17 protein-coding genes are annotated in these 18,802 nt (G+C 73.7%); 6 read left to right on the top strand and 11 right to left on the bottom strand.

Annotation, left to right across the window (positions count from 1 at the left end; genetic code table 11):
* Both ACFC1X_RS30980 and ACFC1X_RS30985 read right to left on the bottom strand, forming a co-directional pair.
* Window positions 1-578: maltotransferase domain-containing protein (locus tag ACFC1X_RS30980; RefSeq protein WP_376359888.1), on the bottom strand; the 578-nt coding region annotated here is incomplete at its 3' end.
* A 51-nt stretch (window positions 579-629) separates the two neighbouring features.
* Window positions 630-902: a DUF5133 domain-containing protein gene (locus ACFC1X_RS30985; protein WP_376359891.1), complete on the bottom strand. Its 273-nt coding sequence runs from the start codon at window positions 900-902 to the stop codon at window positions 630-632.
* 285 nt (window positions 903-1,187) lie between these two features.
* Here ACFC1X_RS30985 and ACFC1X_RS30990 point away from each other — a divergent pair, with 285 nt between their 5' ends.
* Together ACFC1X_RS30990 and glgX are read left to right on the top strand one after the other, a co-directional pair.
* Window positions 1,188-1,694, top strand: a complete 507-nt coding sequence (locus ACFC1X_RS30990) for a pep a2 (RefSeq protein WP_376359894.1) — start codon at window positions 1,188-1,190, stop codon at window positions 1,692-1,694.
* On the top strand, window positions 1,691-3,838 hold the full coding sequence (gene glgX / locus ACFC1X_RS30995; RefSeq protein WP_376359897.1) for a glycogen debranching protein GlgX: 2,148 nt from the start codon (window positions 1,691-1,693) through the stop codon (window positions 3,836-3,838). Before ACFC1X_RS30990 ends, glgX begins: the two co-directional genes overlap by 4 nt.
* A gap of 10 nt (window positions 3,839-3,848) precedes the next feature.
* Here the strand turns inward: glgX and ACFC1X_RS31000 are convergent, their stop codons facing one another.
* The gene (locus tag ACFC1X_RS31000) at window positions 3,849-4,652 is read right to left on the bottom strand and encodes a VOC family protein (RefSeq protein WP_376359900.1); all 804 of its coding nucleotides are present in this window, start codon (window positions 4,650-4,652) and stop codon (window positions 3,849-3,851) included.
* A gap of 228 nt (window positions 4,653-4,880) precedes the next feature.
* On the opposite strand from ACFC1X_RS31000, the gene ACFC1X_RS31005 reads away from it, so the two are divergent.
* Complete coding sequence (locus tag ACFC1X_RS31005; RefSeq protein ID WP_202559154.1) at window positions 4,881-5,201, top strand: ANTAR domain-containing protein; 321 nt, start codon at window positions 4,881-4,883, stop codon at window positions 5,199-5,201.
* A gap of 6 nt (window positions 5,202-5,207) precedes the next feature.
* On the opposite strand, the gene ACFC1X_RS31010 is transcribed toward ACFC1X_RS31005, so the two are convergent.
* Window positions 5,208-5,999: a SigB/SigF/SigG family RNA polymerase sigma factor gene (locus ACFC1X_RS31010; protein ID WP_376360168.1), complete on the bottom strand. Its 792-nt coding sequence runs from the start codon at window positions 5,997-5,999 to the stop codon at window positions 5,208-5,210.
* A 301-nt stretch (window positions 6,000-6,300) separates the two neighbouring features.
* Between ACFC1X_RS31010 and ACFC1X_RS31015 the strand changes: the two genes are divergently transcribed.
* Complete coding sequence (locus ACFC1X_RS31015; protein WP_355835282.1) at window positions 6,301-6,825, top strand: hypothetical protein; 525 nt, start codon at window positions 6,301-6,303, stop codon at window positions 6,823-6,825.
* A gap of 33 nt (window positions 6,826-6,858) precedes the next feature.
* Here the strand turns inward: ACFC1X_RS31015 and hemC are convergent, their stop codons facing one another.
* From hemC to ACFC1X_RS31035, 4 genes are all read right to left on the bottom strand, one after another.
* The gene (gene hemC, locus ACFC1X_RS31020) at window positions 6,859-7,794 is read right to left on the bottom strand and encodes a hydroxymethylbilane synthase (protein ID WP_376359902.1); all 936 of its coding nucleotides are present in this window, start codon (window positions 7,792-7,794) and stop codon (window positions 6,859-6,861) included.
* A 101-nt stretch (window positions 7,795-7,895) separates the two neighbouring features.
* On the bottom strand, window positions 7,896-8,672 hold the full coding sequence (locus ACFC1X_RS31025; protein WP_376359905.1) for an NPP1 family protein: 777 nt from the start codon (window positions 8,670-8,672) through the stop codon (window positions 7,896-7,898).
* A 140-nt stretch (window positions 8,673-8,812) separates the two neighbouring features.
* Window positions 8,813-9,793, bottom strand: a complete 981-nt coding sequence (gene ligD, locus ACFC1X_RS31030) for a non-homologous end-joining DNA ligase (protein WP_376359907.1) — start codon at window positions 9,791-9,793, stop codon at window positions 8,813-8,815.
* A gap of 98 nt (window positions 9,794-9,891) precedes the next feature.
* A complete protein-coding gene (locus tag ACFC1X_RS31035; protein ID WP_376359910.1) occupies window positions 9,892-11,346 on the bottom strand; it encodes an MFS transporter in 1,455 nt (484 codons plus the stop codon).
* A 249-nt stretch (window positions 11,347-11,595) separates the two neighbouring features.
* Here ACFC1X_RS31035 and ACFC1X_RS31040 point away from each other — a divergent pair, with 249 nt between their 5' ends.
* On the top strand, window positions 11,596-12,252 hold the full coding sequence (locus tag ACFC1X_RS31040; RefSeq protein ID WP_352157272.1) for a TetR family transcriptional regulator: 657 nt from the start codon (window positions 11,596-11,598) through the stop codon (window positions 12,250-12,252).
* Window positions 12,253-12,273: 21 nt separating this feature from the next.
* Here ACFC1X_RS31040 and ACFC1X_RS31045 read toward each other — a convergent pair whose 3' ends face one another.
* The gene (locus ACFC1X_RS31045) at window positions 12,274-13,332 is read right to left on the bottom strand and encodes a YncE family protein (RefSeq protein WP_376359912.1); all 1,059 of its coding nucleotides are present in this window, start codon (window positions 13,330-13,332) and stop codon (window positions 12,274-12,276) included.
* A 50-nt stretch (window positions 13,333-13,382) separates the two neighbouring features.
* Between ACFC1X_RS31045 and fes the strand changes: the two genes are divergently transcribed.
* Window positions 13,383-14,696 carry an enterochelin esterase gene (gene fes, locus ACFC1X_RS31050; protein ID WP_376359915.1) on the top strand — a complete coding sequence of 438 codons (1,314 nt, stop codon included), beginning with the start codon at window positions 13,383-13,385 and terminating at the stop codon, window positions 14,694-14,696.
* 12 nt (window positions 14,697-14,708) lie between these two features.
* Here fes and ACFC1X_RS31055 read toward each other — a convergent pair whose 3' ends face one another.
* Together ACFC1X_RS31055 and ACFC1X_RS31060 are read right to left on the bottom strand one after the other, a co-directional pair.
* Window positions 14,709-18,578: an amino acid adenylation domain-containing protein gene (locus ACFC1X_RS31055; protein ID WP_376359917.1), complete on the bottom strand. Its 3,870-nt coding sequence runs from the start codon at window positions 18,576-18,578 to the stop codon at window positions 14,709-14,711.
* On the bottom strand, window positions 18,575-18,802 hold the full coding sequence (locus tag ACFC1X_RS31060) for a phosphopantetheine-binding protein (protein WP_376359920.1): 228 nt from the start codon (window positions 18,800-18,802) through the stop codon (window positions 18,575-18,577). Before ACFC1X_RS31060 ends, ACFC1X_RS31055 begins: the two co-directional genes overlap by 4 nt.

The following is an 18,802-nucleotide window of genomic DNA, read 5'->3' on the forward strand; positions in this document are numbered from 1 at the left end:
ACCAGCAGGGGCAGCGGGTCGGAGGAGGTGACCAGTTCCCGCAGCGGGTGCCGGGCCAGCACCGCGTCCACCTCCGGCGTCAACGCCGCCGCCAGCCGGGTGGCCACGGGCAGCGTGTCGTCGAGCAGGGTCTCCGAGGCGGCCAGCAGCACCGAGCGCCCCGAGGTCCCCGGCACGCCCGCCGCCGCCCGCCGGTACAGCTCGGCCCCCTCCTCGAGCACGAGGCCGGCGTCGATGCCGGCCGGGATCTTGATGCGCGCGTGGTGCCGCCAGGTGGAGACCGGATCGCTCCACGCCTCCACCCGGTAGGTCCAGTTGCCCGGTGCGCCGGGGGTGACCTCGGCGCCCCAGCGGTCGGTGCCGGGTGCCAGCTCCCGCATCGGCGTCCACGGGCCCGGCCGGCCCTCCGGGTCCTTCAGCACGACGTTGGCGGCGACCGCGTCGTGTCCCTCCCGGAACACGGAGGCGGAGACCTCGAACGTCTCCCCCGTCACCGCCTTCGCCGGCCGCCTGCCGTGCTCCACCACCGGGTGGACGTCCCGTACCGGGATACGTCCGATGCCCACGGTCGTAGTCATCCGTTCTCACCTCCGCCGTGCTCGGGGCCGGGCGGGCGCCCGGCCGATGGGTCAGGCCGCGCCGGAGGGGGTCCTCGGCCCCGACGGGGCGAAACGTTCCGGCTGCTCCTGCGCATGGGTGACCAGGTTCGTCCGCAGATACCTCTCGGCGGCGTCGGCGGCCTCGCGCGCGCACCGCTTTCCCATCAGCACGCAGAGGGTGTAGCCGGAGTCCTCGAAGGTGGTGCGGACCGTGACGTCCGTGGGGGACACCAGCATCGAGCGTTCCCAGGCGCGGTAATGCCGCAGCTGCCGGGCGACTTCGCTCTTCGCGGGGAGCAGCATGGCCGGTCACCTTCCGGACGGTCCGGTGGTACGGACGATCGAGTTCTTCACACATGGTGCACGGATGGTGACGCGCCGTCTTGTTGGATCTTCAACCTTTTCCTCGGTCGTCGGCGCCCCGCTTTCCCCCCGTTTGCAGGGATTCGGCGCTCGTGTTGCACGAATGGACTACCGCTCCCACTCTGGAGTGACTCAGAAGCGATCAGCGCTCACGCTTCGTGATCGGGGAGCCCGTCCCCCAAGGGACGGGAGGAGCGGGAGCCTTCGCGGTGAGGAGCCACGACGATGAAGACCGCAGTGCCCTGCTACTACCACCTCGACGTGGAAGTGAGCCCGGAACGGGTCGGACAGGTCAGGCGCATCCTGGCCGCTCACCTCCGGTTCTGGAACCTGGAGAACCTCGTCGACCCCGTCTGTTCGGGTGCCGAGATGCTGCTTCGGGCGATCGACGAGCACGCGAGCGACAAGAACACGTCGATCGAGATGTGGTGGAACCACCAGCACCTCATCACGGCCGTAGCGGGCAACGACCACGCCCTCCGCCCCGACCAGGACCTGCGCACCTGCCTCCAGCACCTCGCCGCGCACAGCGACGGCTGGGGCTGCTGCGCCACCGACACCGGGGCGAAGGTCATCTGGTTCTCCCGGCGCGCCCGGTCCGCCGAACGCGTCCCGCTGGTGGCCATGTCACCGGAGCCGATCACCCAGGAGGGCCTGGAGGTGCCGCGCGAGGTCATGCCGGTGGCCCGGCTGGCCCGTCCGGCGGCCGGCGTACTGGAGGAGGCCCGGTGACCCGCGAGAGGCCGAGCTGGAAGGGGTCGCCCGTGTGGAGCGGGCTCCCCTACCCGCTGGGCGCCGTCTTCGACGGACAGGGCACCAACTTCGCGCTGTTCAGCGAGGTCGCCGAACGCGTGGAGCTGGTGCTCGTCGACGACGACGGCACCCACAGCACGATCGCACTGCCCGACGTCGACGGCTTCGTCTGGCACTGCTACCTGCCCGGCGTCGGCCCGGGGCAGCGGTACGGCTACCGGGTCCACGGTCCGTGGGCCCCGGCGGTCGGCCACCGCTGCAACCCCGCGAAGCTCCTCCTCGACCCCTACACCCGCGCGGTGGACGGGCAGGTGGACAACCACGCCTCCCTCTTCGAGCGGGCGCAGGGCAGGGCCGACCCGGGCGACAGCGCCGGACACACCATGCTCGGCGTCGTCACCGACCCCTTCTTCGACTGGGGCGACGACCGCCCGCCCAGGCGCCGGTACGCGGAGTCCGTGATCTACGAGGCGCACGTCCGCGGGCTCAGCCGCACCCACCCCGACGTCCCGCCGGAGCTGCGCGGCACCTACGCCGGGCTGGCGCACCCGGCGGTCGTGGAGCACCTGACGTCCCTCGGCGTGACCGCCGTGGAGCTGATGCCGGTGCACCAGTTCGTGCATGACGGGGTGCTCCAGGACCGGGGCCTGTCCAACTACTGGGGCTACAACACCATCGGCTTCTTCGCGCCCCACAACGGCTACGCCGCCCTCGGCACCCGCGGCCAGCAGGTCACCGAGTTCAAGTCGATGGTCAAGACGCTGCACGAGGCCGGCCTCGAAGTGATCCTCGACGTGGTCTACAACCACACCGCCGAGGGCAACGAGCAGGGCCCCAGCCTCTCCTTCCGGGGCATCGACAACGCCTCGTACTACCGCCTGGTGGACGGCGACTGGCAGCACTACTACGACACCACCGGCACCGGCAACAGCCTGCTGATGCGGCACCCCTACGTCCTGCAGCTCATCATGGACTCGCTGCGCTACTGGGTGACCGAGATGCACGTCGACGGCTTCCGCTTCGACCTCGCGGCCACCCTGGCCCGGCAGTTCCACGAGGTGGACCGGCTGTCGGCGTTCTTCGACCTCATCCAGCAGGACCCGGTGATCAGCCGCGTCAAACTGATCGCCGAGCCCTGGGACGTCGGCGAGGGCGGCTACCAGGTCGGCAACTTCCCGTCGCTGTGGTCGGAGTGGAACGGCAAGTACCGGGACGCCGTACGGGACTTCTGGCGCTCCGAGGAGCACACCCTCGGCGAGTTCGCCTCCCGGCTGACCGGCTCGTCCGACCTGTACCAGCACAGCCGGCGCCGCCCCCGCGCCAGCGTCAACTTCGTCACCGCGCACGACGGGTTCACCCTGCGCGACCTCGTCTCCTACAACGACAAGCACAACGACGCCAACGGCGAGGACAACCAGGACGGCGAGAGCCACAACCGGTCCTGGAACTGCGGCGCCGAGGGCGCGACCAAGGACCCGGCCGTCCGGGAACTGCGCGGCCGCCAGCAGCGCAACTTCCTCGCCACGCTGCTGTTCTCCCAGGGCATCCCGATGCTCTGCCACGGCGACGAACTGGGCCGCACCCAGCGCGGCAACAACAACGCCTACTGCCAGGACAACGAGATCTCCTGGATCGACTGGCGGCTGGACGACGAGCAGCGCGCCCTCCTGGACTTCTCCCGGCGGGTCATCGCGCTGCGCGCCGACCACCCCGTGCTGCGCCGGCGCCGCTTCTTCCTCGGCGACACGGTCACCCGCGCGGACCAGCCGCTGCCCGACCTGGTGTGGCTGCTGCCGGACGCCACGGAGATGACCGACGCCGACTGGCAGCGCTCCGACGCGCACGCCGTCGGGGTCTTCCTCAACGGCGACGCCATCGCCGAACCCGACCCGTGCGGACGGCCGGTGGTCGACGACTCGTTCCTGCTGCTGTTCAACAGCCACTGGGAGGCCGCCGACTTCCGGCTGCCCGGCGCGGGCTACGGCGAGCGCTGGACGGCCCTGGTCGACACCGCCGACCCGGAGGGCGTCCCCGACGAGGCGGAGCACAAGGCGGACACCGTGGTGACCGTCGAGCAGCGCAGTCTGGTGCTGCTCTCCCGGCCGTCCCGCACCGGCCGGTGAGCCGGTGAGGTCAGCTGCCGACGCGGCGCGCGGTCACCGTGAACTGCGCGCCGTCGGCGTCCCGGAGCACGCCCTCGTCGCCGCTCAGGGAGAGCACGCTGCCGCCGTGCAGCTCCGCCGCCCGGGCGCACGCCTCGACGTCGTCCACCGCGAAGTGGACCTGCCAGTGCGGCCGCACCGCCGGGTCCGGGGCCGCCTCCAGGGCGCCGGACTCGATGCGGGCCACGACGTCGCCCTGATTGCGCAGGACCACCTCGTCGCCCTCGTACCGGACCTCGCAGCAGCCCTCGCCCGACGCCCAGTCGAAGATCTCGCCGTAGAAGATGGCGGCGTCGAAGGCGTCACGCGTGTGCAGCCGGATGAAGGCGGGGCGCGACATGCGCCAGGCGTCCCACTCGGTGAACAGCTCGCCCTCCCAGATCCCGAAGGTCGCGCCGTCCCGGTCGGCGAGCAGCGCCGCCCGCCCGGGCGGCAGGGAGATCGGCCCGACCGCGGCGGTACCGCCGCGCTCCTGCGCCCGCGACACGGCCTCGTCCGCGCTGCGCACGGCGAAGTACGGCGTCCACGCCACCGCCATCTGCCACATCGCGGCCACCGCGGCGATCCCGGCGACCGGCACCTCGTCGGCCAGCGCGATGCGGAAGGGCTCGCCCAGCTTGCCGGGCCGCCACTGCCAGCCCAGCACGGCGGAGTAGAACTCCTCGGTGGCCTTCAGGTCACGGCTGGTGAGACTCACCCAGCAGGGCGCCCCGTACACGGAGTGCGTGGACATCAGGCTGTCCGCGCCGGCGGGGTAGGTCATGTCGTGGTTCATGGCAGTCGCGTCCTGGTCTCGTCCACCGGCAGCCACCGGCTCCACACCAGTGTCCGGCCGGGAGTGCGGCGGGCGCCTGCCGAGTACCCCGGCGGCGACGCCGAAACGGTGGCGCGGGCGCCCCGTACGGCCCAGTGGCGGGACGCCCCGGGGGTCGCGACCATGGAGGCGGCGCAGCGGTCCCGCGCGGCACAGGCGGCGGGTGACCCGCCGGATCCGGAGGTGACCATGTCCACGGACACGGGCTCGGACCAGGTCTTCCAGCTGCAGGAGCAGGTCCGGCAGCTGAAGGAGGCGGTCGTCTCGCACGCCGTCGTGGACCAGGCGATCGGCATGATCGTCGTCCTGGGCCGGGTGGCACCGGACCAGGGGTGGATCATCCTGAGAGAGGTCTCCCAGCACACGAACGTCAAACTCCGCGACGTCGCGGAGACGATCCTCGTCTGGGGGCGCACCGGAGTGATGCCGCCGCGGATACGGGCCGCGCTGGAGGACACCCTGGACCGGCAGTGCCCGACCCGTGTCCCCGGCGCCCCGCCGGAGCGCTGAGACCCCTCAGCGGGCCTCCGTCAGGATCTCCTCGCGGATCCGGTCGAAGCAGCCGGTGAGCAGCCGGGAGACGTGCATCTGGGAGATGCCGAGCTGCTGCGCGATGCGGCTCTGCGTCATCCCGCCGAAGAAACGCAGGTAGAGGATGGTGCGCTCGCGCTCGGGCAGCGCCTCCAGACAGGGCCGGACGGCCACCCGGTCCACCACCGCGTCGAACGCCGGATCCGGGCCGCCGAGCGCGTCCCCGAGGGCGTACCCGTCGGTGCCGGGCATCTCCGCCTCCAGCGACAGCGCCGTGAAGCACTCCAGGGCCTCCATGCCGGTACGGACCTCGACCGTGGTCAGCTGCGCGTGCGCGGCGATCTCCTCCACGGTCGGCGCGCGTCCCGGCGTGGTCTGCGCCAGCTCCTTCGCCGAGCGGCGCACCCGGTTGCGCAGGTCCTGGATCCGGCGCGGCACGTGCAGGGTCCACATGTGGTCGCGGAAGTGCCGCTTGATCTCGCCGGTCACGGTCGGCACGGCGTACGCCTCGAAGGCGTGGCCGCGTTCCGGGTCGTAGTGGTCGACGGCCTTGACCAGCCCGAGGGCCGCCACCTGGTAGAGGTCCTCCAGGTTCTCGCCGCGGCCCCGGAAGCGTACGGCGATCCGCTCCGCCATCGGGAGCCAGCTCCGGATCAGTTCGTCCCGCAGCGCCTGGCGCTCGGGTCCCTCGGGCAGCCCGGCGAGCCGGTCGAACGCCGCGGCGGTGTCGGGGGCGTCGTCGTGCGGGTGGGGCTTGGTACGGCCGGCGACACGCATCACGCGCACCTCCCTCGGCAGGGGTGCTGGCAAGTCCTCGTACATATGGATACTGAGCGCGATTGGGCCGAACGGCCACTCGAACGGCCGCGGGCCGGTGATCGGCACGGCGGACGGGCCGGAAGTGATGTGCGGCACGCTCCCCGTGATCGTCCGGCGCGGGCCCCGGCGGATCCTTCCTGGGCAGCGCTTGATCACCGATCAAAAGGCACGAAATCCCTGGCCACAGCGCATTCCGCTCATTTGACAGTGCACTGAGCGCACAGATAGGAAGCAGCGTCGAGAGGTCGAGAGGGGCACCGTGTACGAGCCGAACGTGGTCGGGGACTGGCAGGAGTACGACGAGCACGCCGGCCTGCGGGTCCGCGTCCACCGTCTTGAGCCGGCCGAGCCGCCGCGTGGGCGCGACGACGCCGCCGAGGGGCTGACGTACTTCTGTGTCCGGGTGACCGTCGAGAACCGGGGCGCCGGGCACCTCGGCATCCACCTGGAGGACGGCCAGATCGACGTGCGGATCGGCCCCGACGGCGAGAGCGCCTTCCTCGACTGGCGCAACTCCCAGTTCATCGAGGGCTTCGACGTCTACCCGCTGCGCCGGGCCACCGCCGTCCTCTACGCGGCCGGCCCGGAGCCGAGCCTCGGGCAGGTGGACGTCCAGGTCCAGCTGCGGGTGGACGAGGAGTGGGCCGACCGCAGGCTGTGGAGCGGCGGCCTCGGACTGCCCGACGGAGCCGCCGGGGCGGCCCCGGGCGCGGTGCGGGGCGAGGAGCTGGCGCACCAGGTGAGCGCCTTCCTGCGGGGGCAGGCGGAGGAGGGCTCCGCCTGATCCGCCGGGCGGGCGCGGCCGGGCCGCGGCGCCTCAGTGCGCGATGCCGTCGATGATCTCGCGGGCGCCCTGACGCAGCAGCGCCACGGCGACCGAGGTGCCCAGGGTGGCCGGGTCGAGCCGGCCGGCCCACTCGTGGGCGTTCAGCCGCGTCTTGCCGTCCGGGGTGAACACGCAGGCCCGCAGCGAGAGTTCCCCGCTCCGGTCCACGCGGGCGTACCCGGCGATCGGGCTGTTGCAGTGCCCCTGGAGAACGTGCAGGAACATGCGTTCCGCCGTCGCCTCCCGGTGCGTCCGCGGATGGCCGAGGCCGCTGACCGCGTCGATCAGCGCGGTGTCGTCCTCGCGGCACTGGAGGGCGAGGATGCCCGCGCCGATCGGCGGCATCATCGTCTCGGGGGAGAGGACCTCGCTGATCACGTCCCGGCGGCCGATGCGCTCCAGGCCGGAGACGGCGAGCAGCAGCGCGTCCGCCTCACCGGCGGCGAGCTTCGCCAGCCGCCGGTTGGCGTTGCCCCGGAACGGCACGCACCGCAGCTGCGGGTGGGTGGCGGCCAGCTGCGCGACGCGGCGCACCGAGGAGGTGCCGACCCGGGTCCCGGCCGGCAGCTCGTCCAGGGTGAGCCCCTCCGGGTGGACGAGGGCGTCCCTGATGTCGTCGCGCTCCAGGAAGGCGGCGAACACCGTGCCGGCGGGCAGTGGCCGGTCGGCGGGCACGTCCTTGACGCAGTGCACGGCGAGATCGGCCTCGCCCGACAGCAGGGCGGCGTCCACCTCCTTGGTGAACGCGCCCTTGCCCTCCACCAGCGACAGGTCGCCGAGCCACTTGTCGCCGGTGGTCTTCACCGGGACGACCTCGGTGCGCACGCCGGGGTGGAGGGCCGCCAGCTCCCCCCGGACGCGCTCGACCTGAGCGAGGGCCATGGGGGAGTCGCGCGAGACGATACGGATCAGTTCGGGGTCGGACATGCGGACACGATAGTGCTCACCGGGGTGCCCGGGTCGCGTGGTTCGCCCGACCGGCCGGGTGTCGTCCGTCTCCCCGGGCGGCCCGCTCGGGCGTCCGTCCGTCAGGCGTTCGGGTCGAAGGGGATGCCGGAGGGCTTGGCGGCCGCCAGGTGGGAGGCGAAGCTGCCGTCCTTCAGGCCGAAGTTGGCGCTGCCGAAGTCGTGGGAGGCCAACTTGTCGCGCACACCCGCCGGATAGCCGTTCCAGCCCACCAGCGCCGGGTACTGCCAGCCGCCCTTGTGGTTCTCCGGCGGTTCGTCGCCCGGGGTCGCCAGGCGGAAGCAGTGGGTGCTGATGCCGTCCTTGTGGTAGACGATCTTCGGGTGGGTGCCGTCGAAGCGGACCGCCGAACGCGCGTGCACGCTGAACGAGCCGTGGTTGGAGGTCGAGACGTACTGCACCGCGCCGTCCCGCACCCACACCACCACGTGCTCCCAGTCGTGCCGGTGGCCGCCGAGACTGCTGCCGGGCAGCGCCTGGTCCTTCTCGAAGTACAGCCCGTACATGTAGGCGCACCACCCGTTGTCGCACTTGGCGCGCGAGTAGCCGTTGGTGTTGTCCAGGTCGGCGGCGTCCCGGCAGTTGCCGTTGAGCGCGCCGGTCGGCTTGAGCCCGCCGTTGACCGTGCCGTCGGCGCCGATGGCCGGGGTGGGGTAGCAGCCGTCGGTGTCGTAGTCGTAGGCCGGCTGGTAGGTCTGCTCCAAGCCGTCCGCGTTGGCGGGCAGTCCGGGCGGCGGGGCGGCGGACGCGCTCGTGGGGAAGGCGACGACGAGGGCGAGGGCACCGAGCGGTGCGGTGAGCCATCTCAGGCGACGGGGGGTGGCGGTACGCGAGGGCATCGCGTTCTCCTCTGCGGGCGCAGCCCAACGGCTGTGGGGGGAAGGGGGGTTCAGGGTCCCGTCTTTTCACTCCCGCGCCAAGGGCGCCCGGGCGTCACCGCGGTGAAGCGCGGCCCAATGAATGATGCTCCGTCACGCGTTCATCCCAGGTCGTCCGGAATGTCGGCCGCCGACTCCTCGGGCGCCAGGTCCGGGCGGAGCCTGAGCCACGACGGCTGGCGCAGCATGCCCTCCCGGGTGCGGGTGCTGTAGCGGACCTCACCGACCAGCCGGGGGACGACCCAGCGCGCTCCCGGCACCGCCGGCACCGGGTCGAAGGGGCAGACGTCCGTGGCCGCCGCCCTGAGCAGGGCCGCCAGTTCGGCACGCTCGGCCGCGCTCCAGCCGGTGCCGACGCCGCCGACGTAGCGCAGCCGCCCCCCGGCGCGCTGGCCGACCAGGAGGGCCCCGGGCAGGCCCGTGATGTGTCCCTTGCCGGGCAGCCAGCCGCCGACCACGACGTCCTCGCTGCGCATGTTGCGGATCTTGATCCAGGCATGGGAGCGGACCCCCGGCTCGTACACCGAGTCCAGCCGCTTGCACACCAGCCCCTCCAGGCCGTGCTCGCGGGTGGCGCGCAGGGCCTGTGCGCCGTGGCCGACCAGCGCGGCGGGGGTGGACCAGGCGGGACCGGCGAGGCCGAGGTCCGTCAGCCGCTCGCGGCGGCCGGTGTAGGGCAGGCGCAGCAGGGACTCGCCCGCCAGGTGCAGCGCGTCGAACAGCACCAGGTGGACGGGGACCTTGGCCGCCCGGTGCGCCGCCCGCGCGGGGGCGTGCGCGAGGCCCATCCGGGACTGGAGCAACTGGAAGTCGGCGCGGCCCTGTTCGTCCAGCGCCAGCACCTCGCCGTCCAGGACCGCCGGGGTGGCGCCGAGGGCGGTGGCGAGCGCTGCCAGTTCGGGATAGGCGGCGGTGATGTCGTGGCCGGAGCGGGCGCGCAGCAGCATGCTGCCGTCGCCGGGCAGGTAGACCACCACCCGCTGGCCGTCCTGCTTCGTCTCGTAGGCCCAGCGCCTGTCCAGCGCGGCGGGCGGCAGGACGCCGGGGGTGGCGAGCATGGGCGGGATCTGCGGCAGCTCCACGGGTCAGTTCTCGACGCGCCGGGCCGCCGTCACGCGCCTCGCCCGCCAGGTTCGCCTGAACGGCGCCGGTCCCGGGGGAGGGGCCGGCGCCGTCGCCGTCAGCGGGCGAAGGCGGCCCGCGCCGCGGCACCGTCGGCCGGTGCCGGGTGCGCCACCCCGGCGGAGGGGCGGTGGCGCGGGATGAACGAGGCGAGCACGAAGGCGAGCACGGCGGCGCCCGCGCCGATGCCCATGACCACCTTGAACGCGTTCTCGGAGGGCAGGGCGAAGCCGCCGAGGCCGACCGTCATCTGGGCCAGGATGACGCCGGCGATGGCGCTCGCCACCGAGGTGCCGATGGACCGCATGAGCGTGTTGAGGCTGTTCGCGGCGGCCGTCTCACTGGCCGGCACCGCACCCATGATCAGCGCCGGCATGGCGCCGTAGGTGAAGCCGATGCCCGCGCCGATGACGCAGGAGACCAGCACCAGGTGCCAGACCTCGGACATCAGCACGATGTTGAGCCCGTAGCCGCCCGCGACGATCAGGGCGCCGATCATCAGGGTCACCTTGGGGCCCCTGGTCTTGGAGACCTTCGCGGAGACCGGGGCGAACGCCATCATCACCAGCCCGGACGGCGCCATGACGAGGCCCGCGGTCAGCAGCGACCGGCCCAGACCGTAACCGGTGGCCTCGGGCAACTGGAGGAGCTGCGGAAGCACCAGGGACATCGCGAACATGGAGAAGCCGACGGCTATCGACGCCAGGTTGGTGAACAGCACCTGGCGGCGGGCGGTGGTGCGCAGGTCGACCAGCGGGCGCGGGGTGCGCAGCTCCCACCGGCCCCACACCAGCAGGACCACCACGGCCGCCGCGAACAGGCCGAGGGTGGTGCCGCTGCTCCAGCCCCAGTCGGCGCCCTTGGAGATCGCCAGCAGCAGGCAGACCAGACCGGCCGCCATGCCGATGGCGCCGGGCACGTCGAAGCGGCCGCCGGCGCGCACCGCCGACTCCGGCACGAGGGCCAGCACCAGCACCAGGGCGACGGCGCCGAGCGCGCCGGAGACCCAGAACAGCATGTGCCAGTCGAGGTTGTCCGCGATCAGCGCGGCGGCGGGCAGGCCGAGCGCGCCGCCCACCCCGAGCGAGGCGCTCATCAGGGCCGTGGCGCCGGCCAGCCGCTCGGCGGGCAGTTCGTCGCGCATGATGCTGATGCCCAGCGGGATCACGGCGGCGGACAGCCCCTGCATGGCGCGCCCGACGACCATCGGGACCAGGGTGTCGCTCAGTCCGCAGATCGCCGAGCCGGCGATCAGCAGCACCAGGCTGAGCAGCAGCATGCGCCGCTTGCCCGCCATGTCGCCGAGCCGCCCGACGACCGGGGTGGCCACCGCGGCGGCGAGCAGCGTGGCGGTCACCGCCCAGGCCGCGTCCGAGGCGGGCGCGTCCAGCAGCTTGGGCAGCTCCGGGACGATCGGGATGACCAGCGTCTGCATCAGCGAGACGACGATGCCGGCCAGCGCCAGCACCGCCACCACGGCGTTCGGCCGCGGTGCGGCGGGGGAAGCGGGCATGGATGAGCCTTTCGGGCGAGGAGCGCGGGAGCGGGCCGTGCGCTGGAGGACCTGAGTGCGAAGGCTTAAGTCAGTCGCTTGAAGTATCGTACGGGGTGGAGAGAAGGCACGCCCGTCCGGGTCGCGCGACGGCCCGGCGCCGGCGCCCCGTAGGCTTCCGTGAGAACGCGCCGCATGGCGGCGGACCTGCGACGACTCGAGGGACCGGTCGCCGCCGGCCGTAAGGAGAGTCCCGGCGCGGTGGTGATCATGGCGGGCAGGACGGTCCGGACGGAACAGGTCAGCGCGACCCGGCAGCTGATCCTGACCACCGCCGAGCGGCTCTTCGCCGAGCACGGCGTCTACGCCGTCTCCAACCGGCAGGTCAGCGAGGCCGCGGGCCAGGGCAACAACGCCGCGGTCGGCTACCACTTCGGCACCAAGTCCGACCTCGTCCGCGCGGTGGCCAAGCGCCACTCGGTCCGCGTCGAGGAGCTGCGCGCCCGCCAGCTCGCCGTCCTCGGCGACTCGACGGACCTGCGCGACTGGGTGGACTGCCTGGTCCGGCCGCAGTTCGACCATCTGGCGGCGCTGGGCGGCCCCACCTGGTACGCGCGGTTCTGCGCCCAGGTCATGACCGACCCGGCGCTGCGGGAGATCATGGTCGAGGAGTCCCGCGCCTCCCCCTCCCTGCGCGAGATCATCGCCGGACGCAACCGCTGCATGCCCGCGCTGCCGGACGAGGTCCGCGCCGAACGGGGCGACATGGCGCGCCATCTCATCGTGCACGTGGCGGCCGAGCGGGAACGCGCCCTCGCCGAGGGACGCCCCACGCCGCGGGCCGGCTGGCAGGAGGCCGCCGACGGGCTGGTCGACGCGATCGTGGGCATGTGGCTGGCGCCCGTCACACCCCGGGGCGGGGCATGACGGGCGCGCGGTGACGGACGGTCAGCGGGACAGGCGGATCCGGGTCGCGGTGTCCTCGGCCGCGCCGGCCCCGGACTTGTCGACGACGTAGGCGGTGCCGTCGGAGATCTCCACGTGGTTGGGGTTGGCGCCCGTGGTCCAGGTCTGCTCCACGACACCCCTGCGGGGGTCGACCCGGGTGACGGTGGCGTCGGTGCGGTTGACCACCAGGACGTCGCCGGAACGCTCGTCTGCCGCCACGGACAGGGCCCCGGCCCCGGTCGGCACGGACTTGGTGACGACGCCCTTCCTGAGGTCGACCACCGACAGGGTGCCCGAGGTCTGGTCGGCGGTGTAGGCGGTTCTGCCGTCGCGGGACAGGGAGACCGAGATCGGGCCGTCGCCCGCCGGGACGAAGCGCGGGGTCGCGGAGCCGCGCCTCAGCTCGACGATCCCGTCGTTGCCGAGGTCGGCGGCGTAGAGGGCGCCCGTCCGCTCGTTGACGGCCAACCCGGTCGGAGCGGCTCCCTCGACGGTGATCCGCTCCTTCTCCTCGAGGGACTTGGAGTCGAAGGCGACCAGTGTGCCGTCGCCGAAGCCGCTCGCCCAGACCGTGTCGTGCCGCTCGTCCACGACGATCTCGCGGGCGTGGGCGACGTCCGGCAGCGTGGCCAGGTGCTCGCCGGTGCGCTGGCTGTAGACGGCGACGGTGTTGTTCCGCGTGTTCGTCGTCCAGACGGTGTTGTGCTCGTCGTCCACGGCCACGCCGTAGACGGCCTCGACGGCGCCGGTGGCGGTGTCGGTGACCGGCGGGGTGATGTCGGCCCGGACGGCGAGGGTCCTCGGGTCGACCTTCAGCAGGTGCGACTCGGTGACCGGCGGGCGGCCCACGGCGGCGGTGACCCACAGCACGTCGTTCCGCTCGGAGTAGGCCGACTGGTACAGGCCCTTGGTGAGCTTCGCGGTGGTGACCTTCGGCCCGGCGGAGTGCGCGGACGCGGGGCCCGCCAGGGCCAGCGTGCAGCCCGCGGCGACCGCCACGGCGACGGCGGCGGCGAGCGGGGTGCGGTGGCGGTGGGTGCGGATGGCAGGGGTGGGCATGGTGAGAGAGCTCCCATCAAGTAAGGTAAGGCTAACCTAACTTAGCGATCATGGACGGTCAATTGAAATCCGTACGCGTGTCCGCCGCCCCGCCCGAAGGCGCCCCGAACCGCCCGCCCCGCCTGCCCAGGCCCGAGCCCGTGCCCCGGCTCGCCGACCCCGTGTGCGCACTGCCGGGCCCGGACGGCACCGAGGACTTCTGGACCCGCGTGGGCGACCACGGGACACCTCTGACCGGCCCCGACCCGCTGGGCGGCGCCGACCACCGGGCGGTGACGTTCCTGTGGCGTGGCACCTCCGCCACCCGTGCCGTCCAGGTCCTGCCCAACAAGCTCGGCGACCCGCGCGACCCCGCCGGGAACCTCATGGAGCGGGCCCCCGGCACGGACGTCTGGCACTGGACGCTGCGCCTGCGCCACGACTGGCGCGGCTCGTACGACCTCTACGTCGATGACGTCGATGACGGGGACGACGGGGACGACGCCGAGGGCGGCAGGCCCGACCCGCGCACCCCCGCGTACTGGCGTTGGCTGCGCACTCGCCGCCGCCCCGATCCGTACAACCCCCGCGCCCTGCCCCACCGCTGGGACGGCGCACCGGTCCCGTACGCCGAACTCCCCGGCGCACCGACCGCGCCGGACTGGGTGCCCCGGCCCGGCGTCCCGCGCGGCACCCTCACCGAGCACACCGTGGCGAGCACCCGCCTCGGCGCCGGCCGCCGGGTCTGGCTGTACGAACCCCCCGGCGCCGGGGCGCGGTCGGCGCGGCTGCCGGTGCTGGTCCTGCTCGACGGCGAGCACTGGGGGCCGCGGCTCGGTCTGCCGCACCTCCTCGACAACCTCGTCGCCGACGGCCGCGTCCCGCCCGTCGCCGCGGTGCTGCCGGACGCGGTGGACGAGGCCACCCGCTGGGCGGAACTGTCCTGCCGCCCCGAGTACGCCGCCTTCCTCGCCGACGAGCTGCTGCCGTGGGCGGCCGGGCGGCTCCCGCTCACCGACGACCCGGCGCGCACCGTCGTCGCCGGGCAGAGCCTCGGCGGGCTGACCGCCGCCTACGCCGCCGTGACGGCTCCGCACCGGTTCGGCAACGCCCTCGTCCAGTCCGGATCCTTCTGGTGGCCGGACGGACCCGATGCCGAATGGCTCACCCGCGCCCTCGCCGCGGGACCGCCCCCGCCGGTCCGCTTCCGGCTCTCCTTCGGCACCCAGGAGTGGGTGGCCCTCCCGGCCGCCCGCAGACTGCGCGACACCCTGGTGTCGATCGGCTGCCACGACGTGTCCTACCGGGAGTTCAACGGCGGTCACGACTACCTCTGCTGGCGCACCGAGCTGGCCGACGGACTCGTGGAGCTGCTGGGCCGCTGACGGCCTCGCCGCTCACCCGTCCAGTTCCTTGAGACGCGCCGCGAGCACCGTCGCGATGTCGTCGAGGTACCGGTCCCGCATGAGCTGCGGATGGGTGCAGTCCAGGTCGTGGTTGACGAGTGCGCCGCGCACGTACGGGCGCCACGCCTCCCGGGTCAGCCAGTCCTCCGCGCGTGGCGCGGCGGCGGTGAAGAACAGCACGTCGCCGTCGTAGGCGGCGTGCTCGTGCTCGCGCATCATGCGGGCGTGGTTGGGGACGATGTCGACGATCCGGGACAGGGCGCGGTCGGGGAGCCCGGCGAGGGGGCTGCCCGCCCGGCGCAGCGTGGCCAGCACGTCCGCGCGGTCGCGTTCACCGGTGCGGTCGAAGCCCGCCATGCGCAGCACCGCGGTCAGCGCGTCGCCCTCCTCGGGCGCGGGCCGCTCCCGCCACTGCTCGGAGGGGAACGCGTCGAGCAGCGCCAGCAGCCCGACCTCCTCGCCCGCCCGCCGCAGCAGCACGGCCACGGTGTGCGCGAGGACCCCGCCGACCGACCAGCCCAGCAGGCGGTACGGGCCGTGCGGCTGGACCCGGCGGATCTGCCGGGCGTAGTCCTCCGCCTCCTCCTGGAGGGAGCGCGGCAGCCGCTCGTCGCCGCTCAGGCCGCGCGCCTGGATGCCGTACACGGGCTGCTGCGGCCCCAGCCGCGCCGTCAGCCCGGCGTAGCACCAGGCGAGGCCGCCCGCCGGGTGGATGGCGAACAGCGGTGTCCGCTCGCCCTCGGTGCGCAGCGGCAGTACGACGCCCAGCGCGTCGTCGGCGGCCGGTGCGGCCGTGTGCAGGCGGGCGGCGAGCGCGGTGGGCGTCGGCGCCTCGAAGAGCGAGCCGATGGTCAGCTCCGTCCCGAACTCCTCCCGTATCCGCGCCACCAGGCGTACCGCGAGCAGCGAGGTGCCGCCCAGGTCGAAGAAGGCGTCGTCGGGGCCCGCCCCCGACACGTCGAGGACCTCGCCGAACAGCCGGGTCAGCGCCTCCTCGCGGGCGGACGCCGGAGCCCGTGCGCCCGACCCGCCGGCGAAGACCGGGGCCGGCAGCTCCCGGCGTTCGAGCTTGCCGCTGGGGGAGAGCGGGAACGCGGCGAGCGGCACGACGACCGCCGGGACCAGATGCTCCGGCAACTCCCGCGCCAGTGCCGCCCGTACGTCCGCCGGGTCGGCGTCGCCGGTCACGTAGCCGACGAGGCGGTCCTCCCGGACCACCGCGCAGGCGCCGTCGACGCCGGGCCGGGCGGTGAGCGCCGCCTCGACCTCGCCGAGTTCGACGCGCTGTCCGCGCAGTTTGACCTGGTGGTCGGTGCGGCCGAGGTACTCGACCTCGCCGCCCGCGGTCCAGCGCGCCAGGTCGCCGGTCCGGTACATCCGGCCGCCCGCCGGACCGAACGGGTCGGCGACGAACCGGGACGCCGTCAGCTCCGCCCGGCCGAGATAGCCGTCGGCCAGCTGCACGCCCGCCAGACACAGCTCTCCCGGCACCCCGGGCGGGCAGGGTCGCAGCGCCGCGTCCAGCACGTACAGGCGGGTGTTCCACACCGGACGGCCGATCGGCACCGGGCCCCGGTCCGCCGGGTCGCAGGTGTGGTGGGTGACGTCGACGGCGGCCTCCGTGGGCCCGTACAGGTTGTGCAGGCCGACGCCCGGCAGGGTGCGGGCGAAGCTCCGCGCGGTCTCGCGGGTCAGCGCCTCGCCGCTGCAGAACACCCTGCGCAGCACGTCCCCGCAGGTCCGCGCCTCGGGCGCCGCCAGGAACACCTGGAGCATGGACGGCACGAAGTGGCAGGTGGTGACCGCCTGTTCGCGGATCAGCCGGGCCAGGTACACCGGGTCCCGGTGCCCGCCCGGATCGGCGACGACCAGGGTGGCGCCCTGGCGCAGCGGCCAGAAGAACTCCCACACCGACACGTCGAACGACGACGGCGTCTTCTGGAGCACCCGGTCCGCCGCGGTGAGCCCGTACGCGTGCTGCATCCACCGCAGCCGGTTGTCGATCGCCCGGTGCGACACGACGACGCCCTTGGGACGGCCCGTCGAACCGGACGTGTAGATCACGTACGCCGGATGCGCGGGCGTGAGGGCGCGCGGCGGGTCCGTCCACCCGTACGCCGACACGTCGAGGCCGTCCAGCACCACCACCTCGGTGCCCGCGTCGTCCGGGAGGCGACCGGCCCGGTCGGTCACGGCGCAGACGGGTGCCGCGTCCCGGAGCATGTACGTCAGGCGCGGCGCCGGGTAGTCCGGGTCCAGCGGCAGAAAGGCGGCCCCCGACTTCAGCACCGCGAGCAGCGTCACGACCAGGTCGACCGAGCGCGGCACCGACACCGCGACCACGGCACCGGGCCGGGCGCCGAGGGACGCCAGGTGCCGGGCCAGGCGGTTGGCGCGGAGGTTCAGCTCCGCGTACGTCAGCGCGGTGTCGCCGTGCACCAGCGCGACCGCGTCCGGGGTGCGCGCGGCCCGCGCCTCGATCGGTCCGACGAGCGTGGTCGGCGGCAGGTCCCGCCCCGTGCGGTTGAACTCCTCCAGGACCAGCGCCCGTTCGGCCGGGGTGGCGATGTCGTGCCCGGCCAGGGGCAGGTGCGGGTCCGTGCCGGTGAGCCGGTCCACCAGGTGAAGGAAGCGGTCCTGGTGGGCGGCGAGGGCGGCGTCGTCGTACAGGGCCGGGTTGGCGTCGTGGTCGATGCGCAGGCCGCGGCCGTCGGCGCGGTCGTACACGTTGACGGTCAGGTCGTCGACCGGGCCCGCGGACAGGTTCCGGGCCCGGGCCGGGGCGCCCGCGAAGTCCACGCCGTAGTCGAACGGCATGATGTTGACGAGCGGGCCGACCAGGGCGCGGCTCTCGCCGAGCAGGCCGAGGTCGCGGCGGATGTCCTCGTAGCGGTAGCGCTGGTGCCGGCGCACCTCGCGGATGCCGAGCACCACCTGCCGCACCAGCTCGGCGAAGGTCGCCTCGGGGGAGACCGGGAGCCGCAGCGGCAGCACGTTCATCACCATGCCGGGCACGCGCAGCGACGCCGAGCCCATGCGGCCCATCATCAGCAGGCCCAGCACCACGTCCGACCGTCCGGTGGCCCGGGAGACGCAGAGGGCCTGGGCGGCGATCAGCACGTCCGGCCAGGTGGCCCGCAAGCGTGCGGCGAGGTCCCGCAGACGCCGCGTGGTGCCGGGCGGCAGCTGGGCGGTGCGGCGCAGGAAGGCGCGGGACGGCAGCGCGCCGCGTCCCGCGAGCCGCGGTGCCTCCGGGCGGTCGGCGAACGCCTCGGCCCAGTGGGCGCGGTCGGCCTCGAAGGCCGGTGAGGCGCGGTAGGCGGCGTCGTCCGCGACCAGGTCGGCGAGGGTGCCGAAGGAGCACGGGACGGGGTCCTCGCCGCGGGCGAGCGCCGAGTAGACCTCGGCGGTGCGGCGCACGAGGAGCGAGTAGCCGTAACCGTCCATGACGAGGTGGTGGATGCGCTGGTACCACAGCCAGCGGTCCGGTCCGAGGCGGAACAGGGCGTGCCGGAACAGCGGCCCCGCCGCCAGGTCGAACGGCTCGGCCAGGTCCGCACGCATCCACGCCTCGGCCTCGCCCGCGTCGCCCGTCTCCCGCACGGTCAGCGGCGGTTCGACCGCCCCGGCGACGAACTGACGAGGCCCGTCCGGCGTGTCCTCGACGCGGACGACGCGCAGCGCCTCGGTCTCGGCGGTCACCCGGCGCAGAGCGGTGGCGAACAGCTCCGGGTCGAGCGGCCCGCCGATCTCCAGGCACTCGGCGGTGTTCTGCGCGGGGCTGAGCGGGTCCAGCGCCTGCGCGAACCACATGCCCGCCTGCGCCGACGTCAGCGGCAGAACGGTCGTGCCGGCGGTCATGCCGCCCCCAGCAGCGGTGCCCACGCCTCGATGGCCGGCCGCTCCGCGAGGTCCGCGAAGCCCGCCGTGACGCCGTGCTCGCGGCGCCAGCCCTCCAGGAGGGTCATGATGCGCACCGAGTCCAGGCCGTAGTCGATCAGGTTCTCGTCGACGGGTATGTCCGCGGGGTCCTCGCCCAGGCAGTCGGCGACGTCCGCGCGGATCCGCTCGGCGGTGAGCGCCAT

The organism is Streptomyces sp. NPDC056128 (assembly GCF_042263835.1).
Lineage (GTDB): Bacteria > Actinomycetota > Actinomycetes > Streptomycetales > Streptomycetaceae > Streptomyces.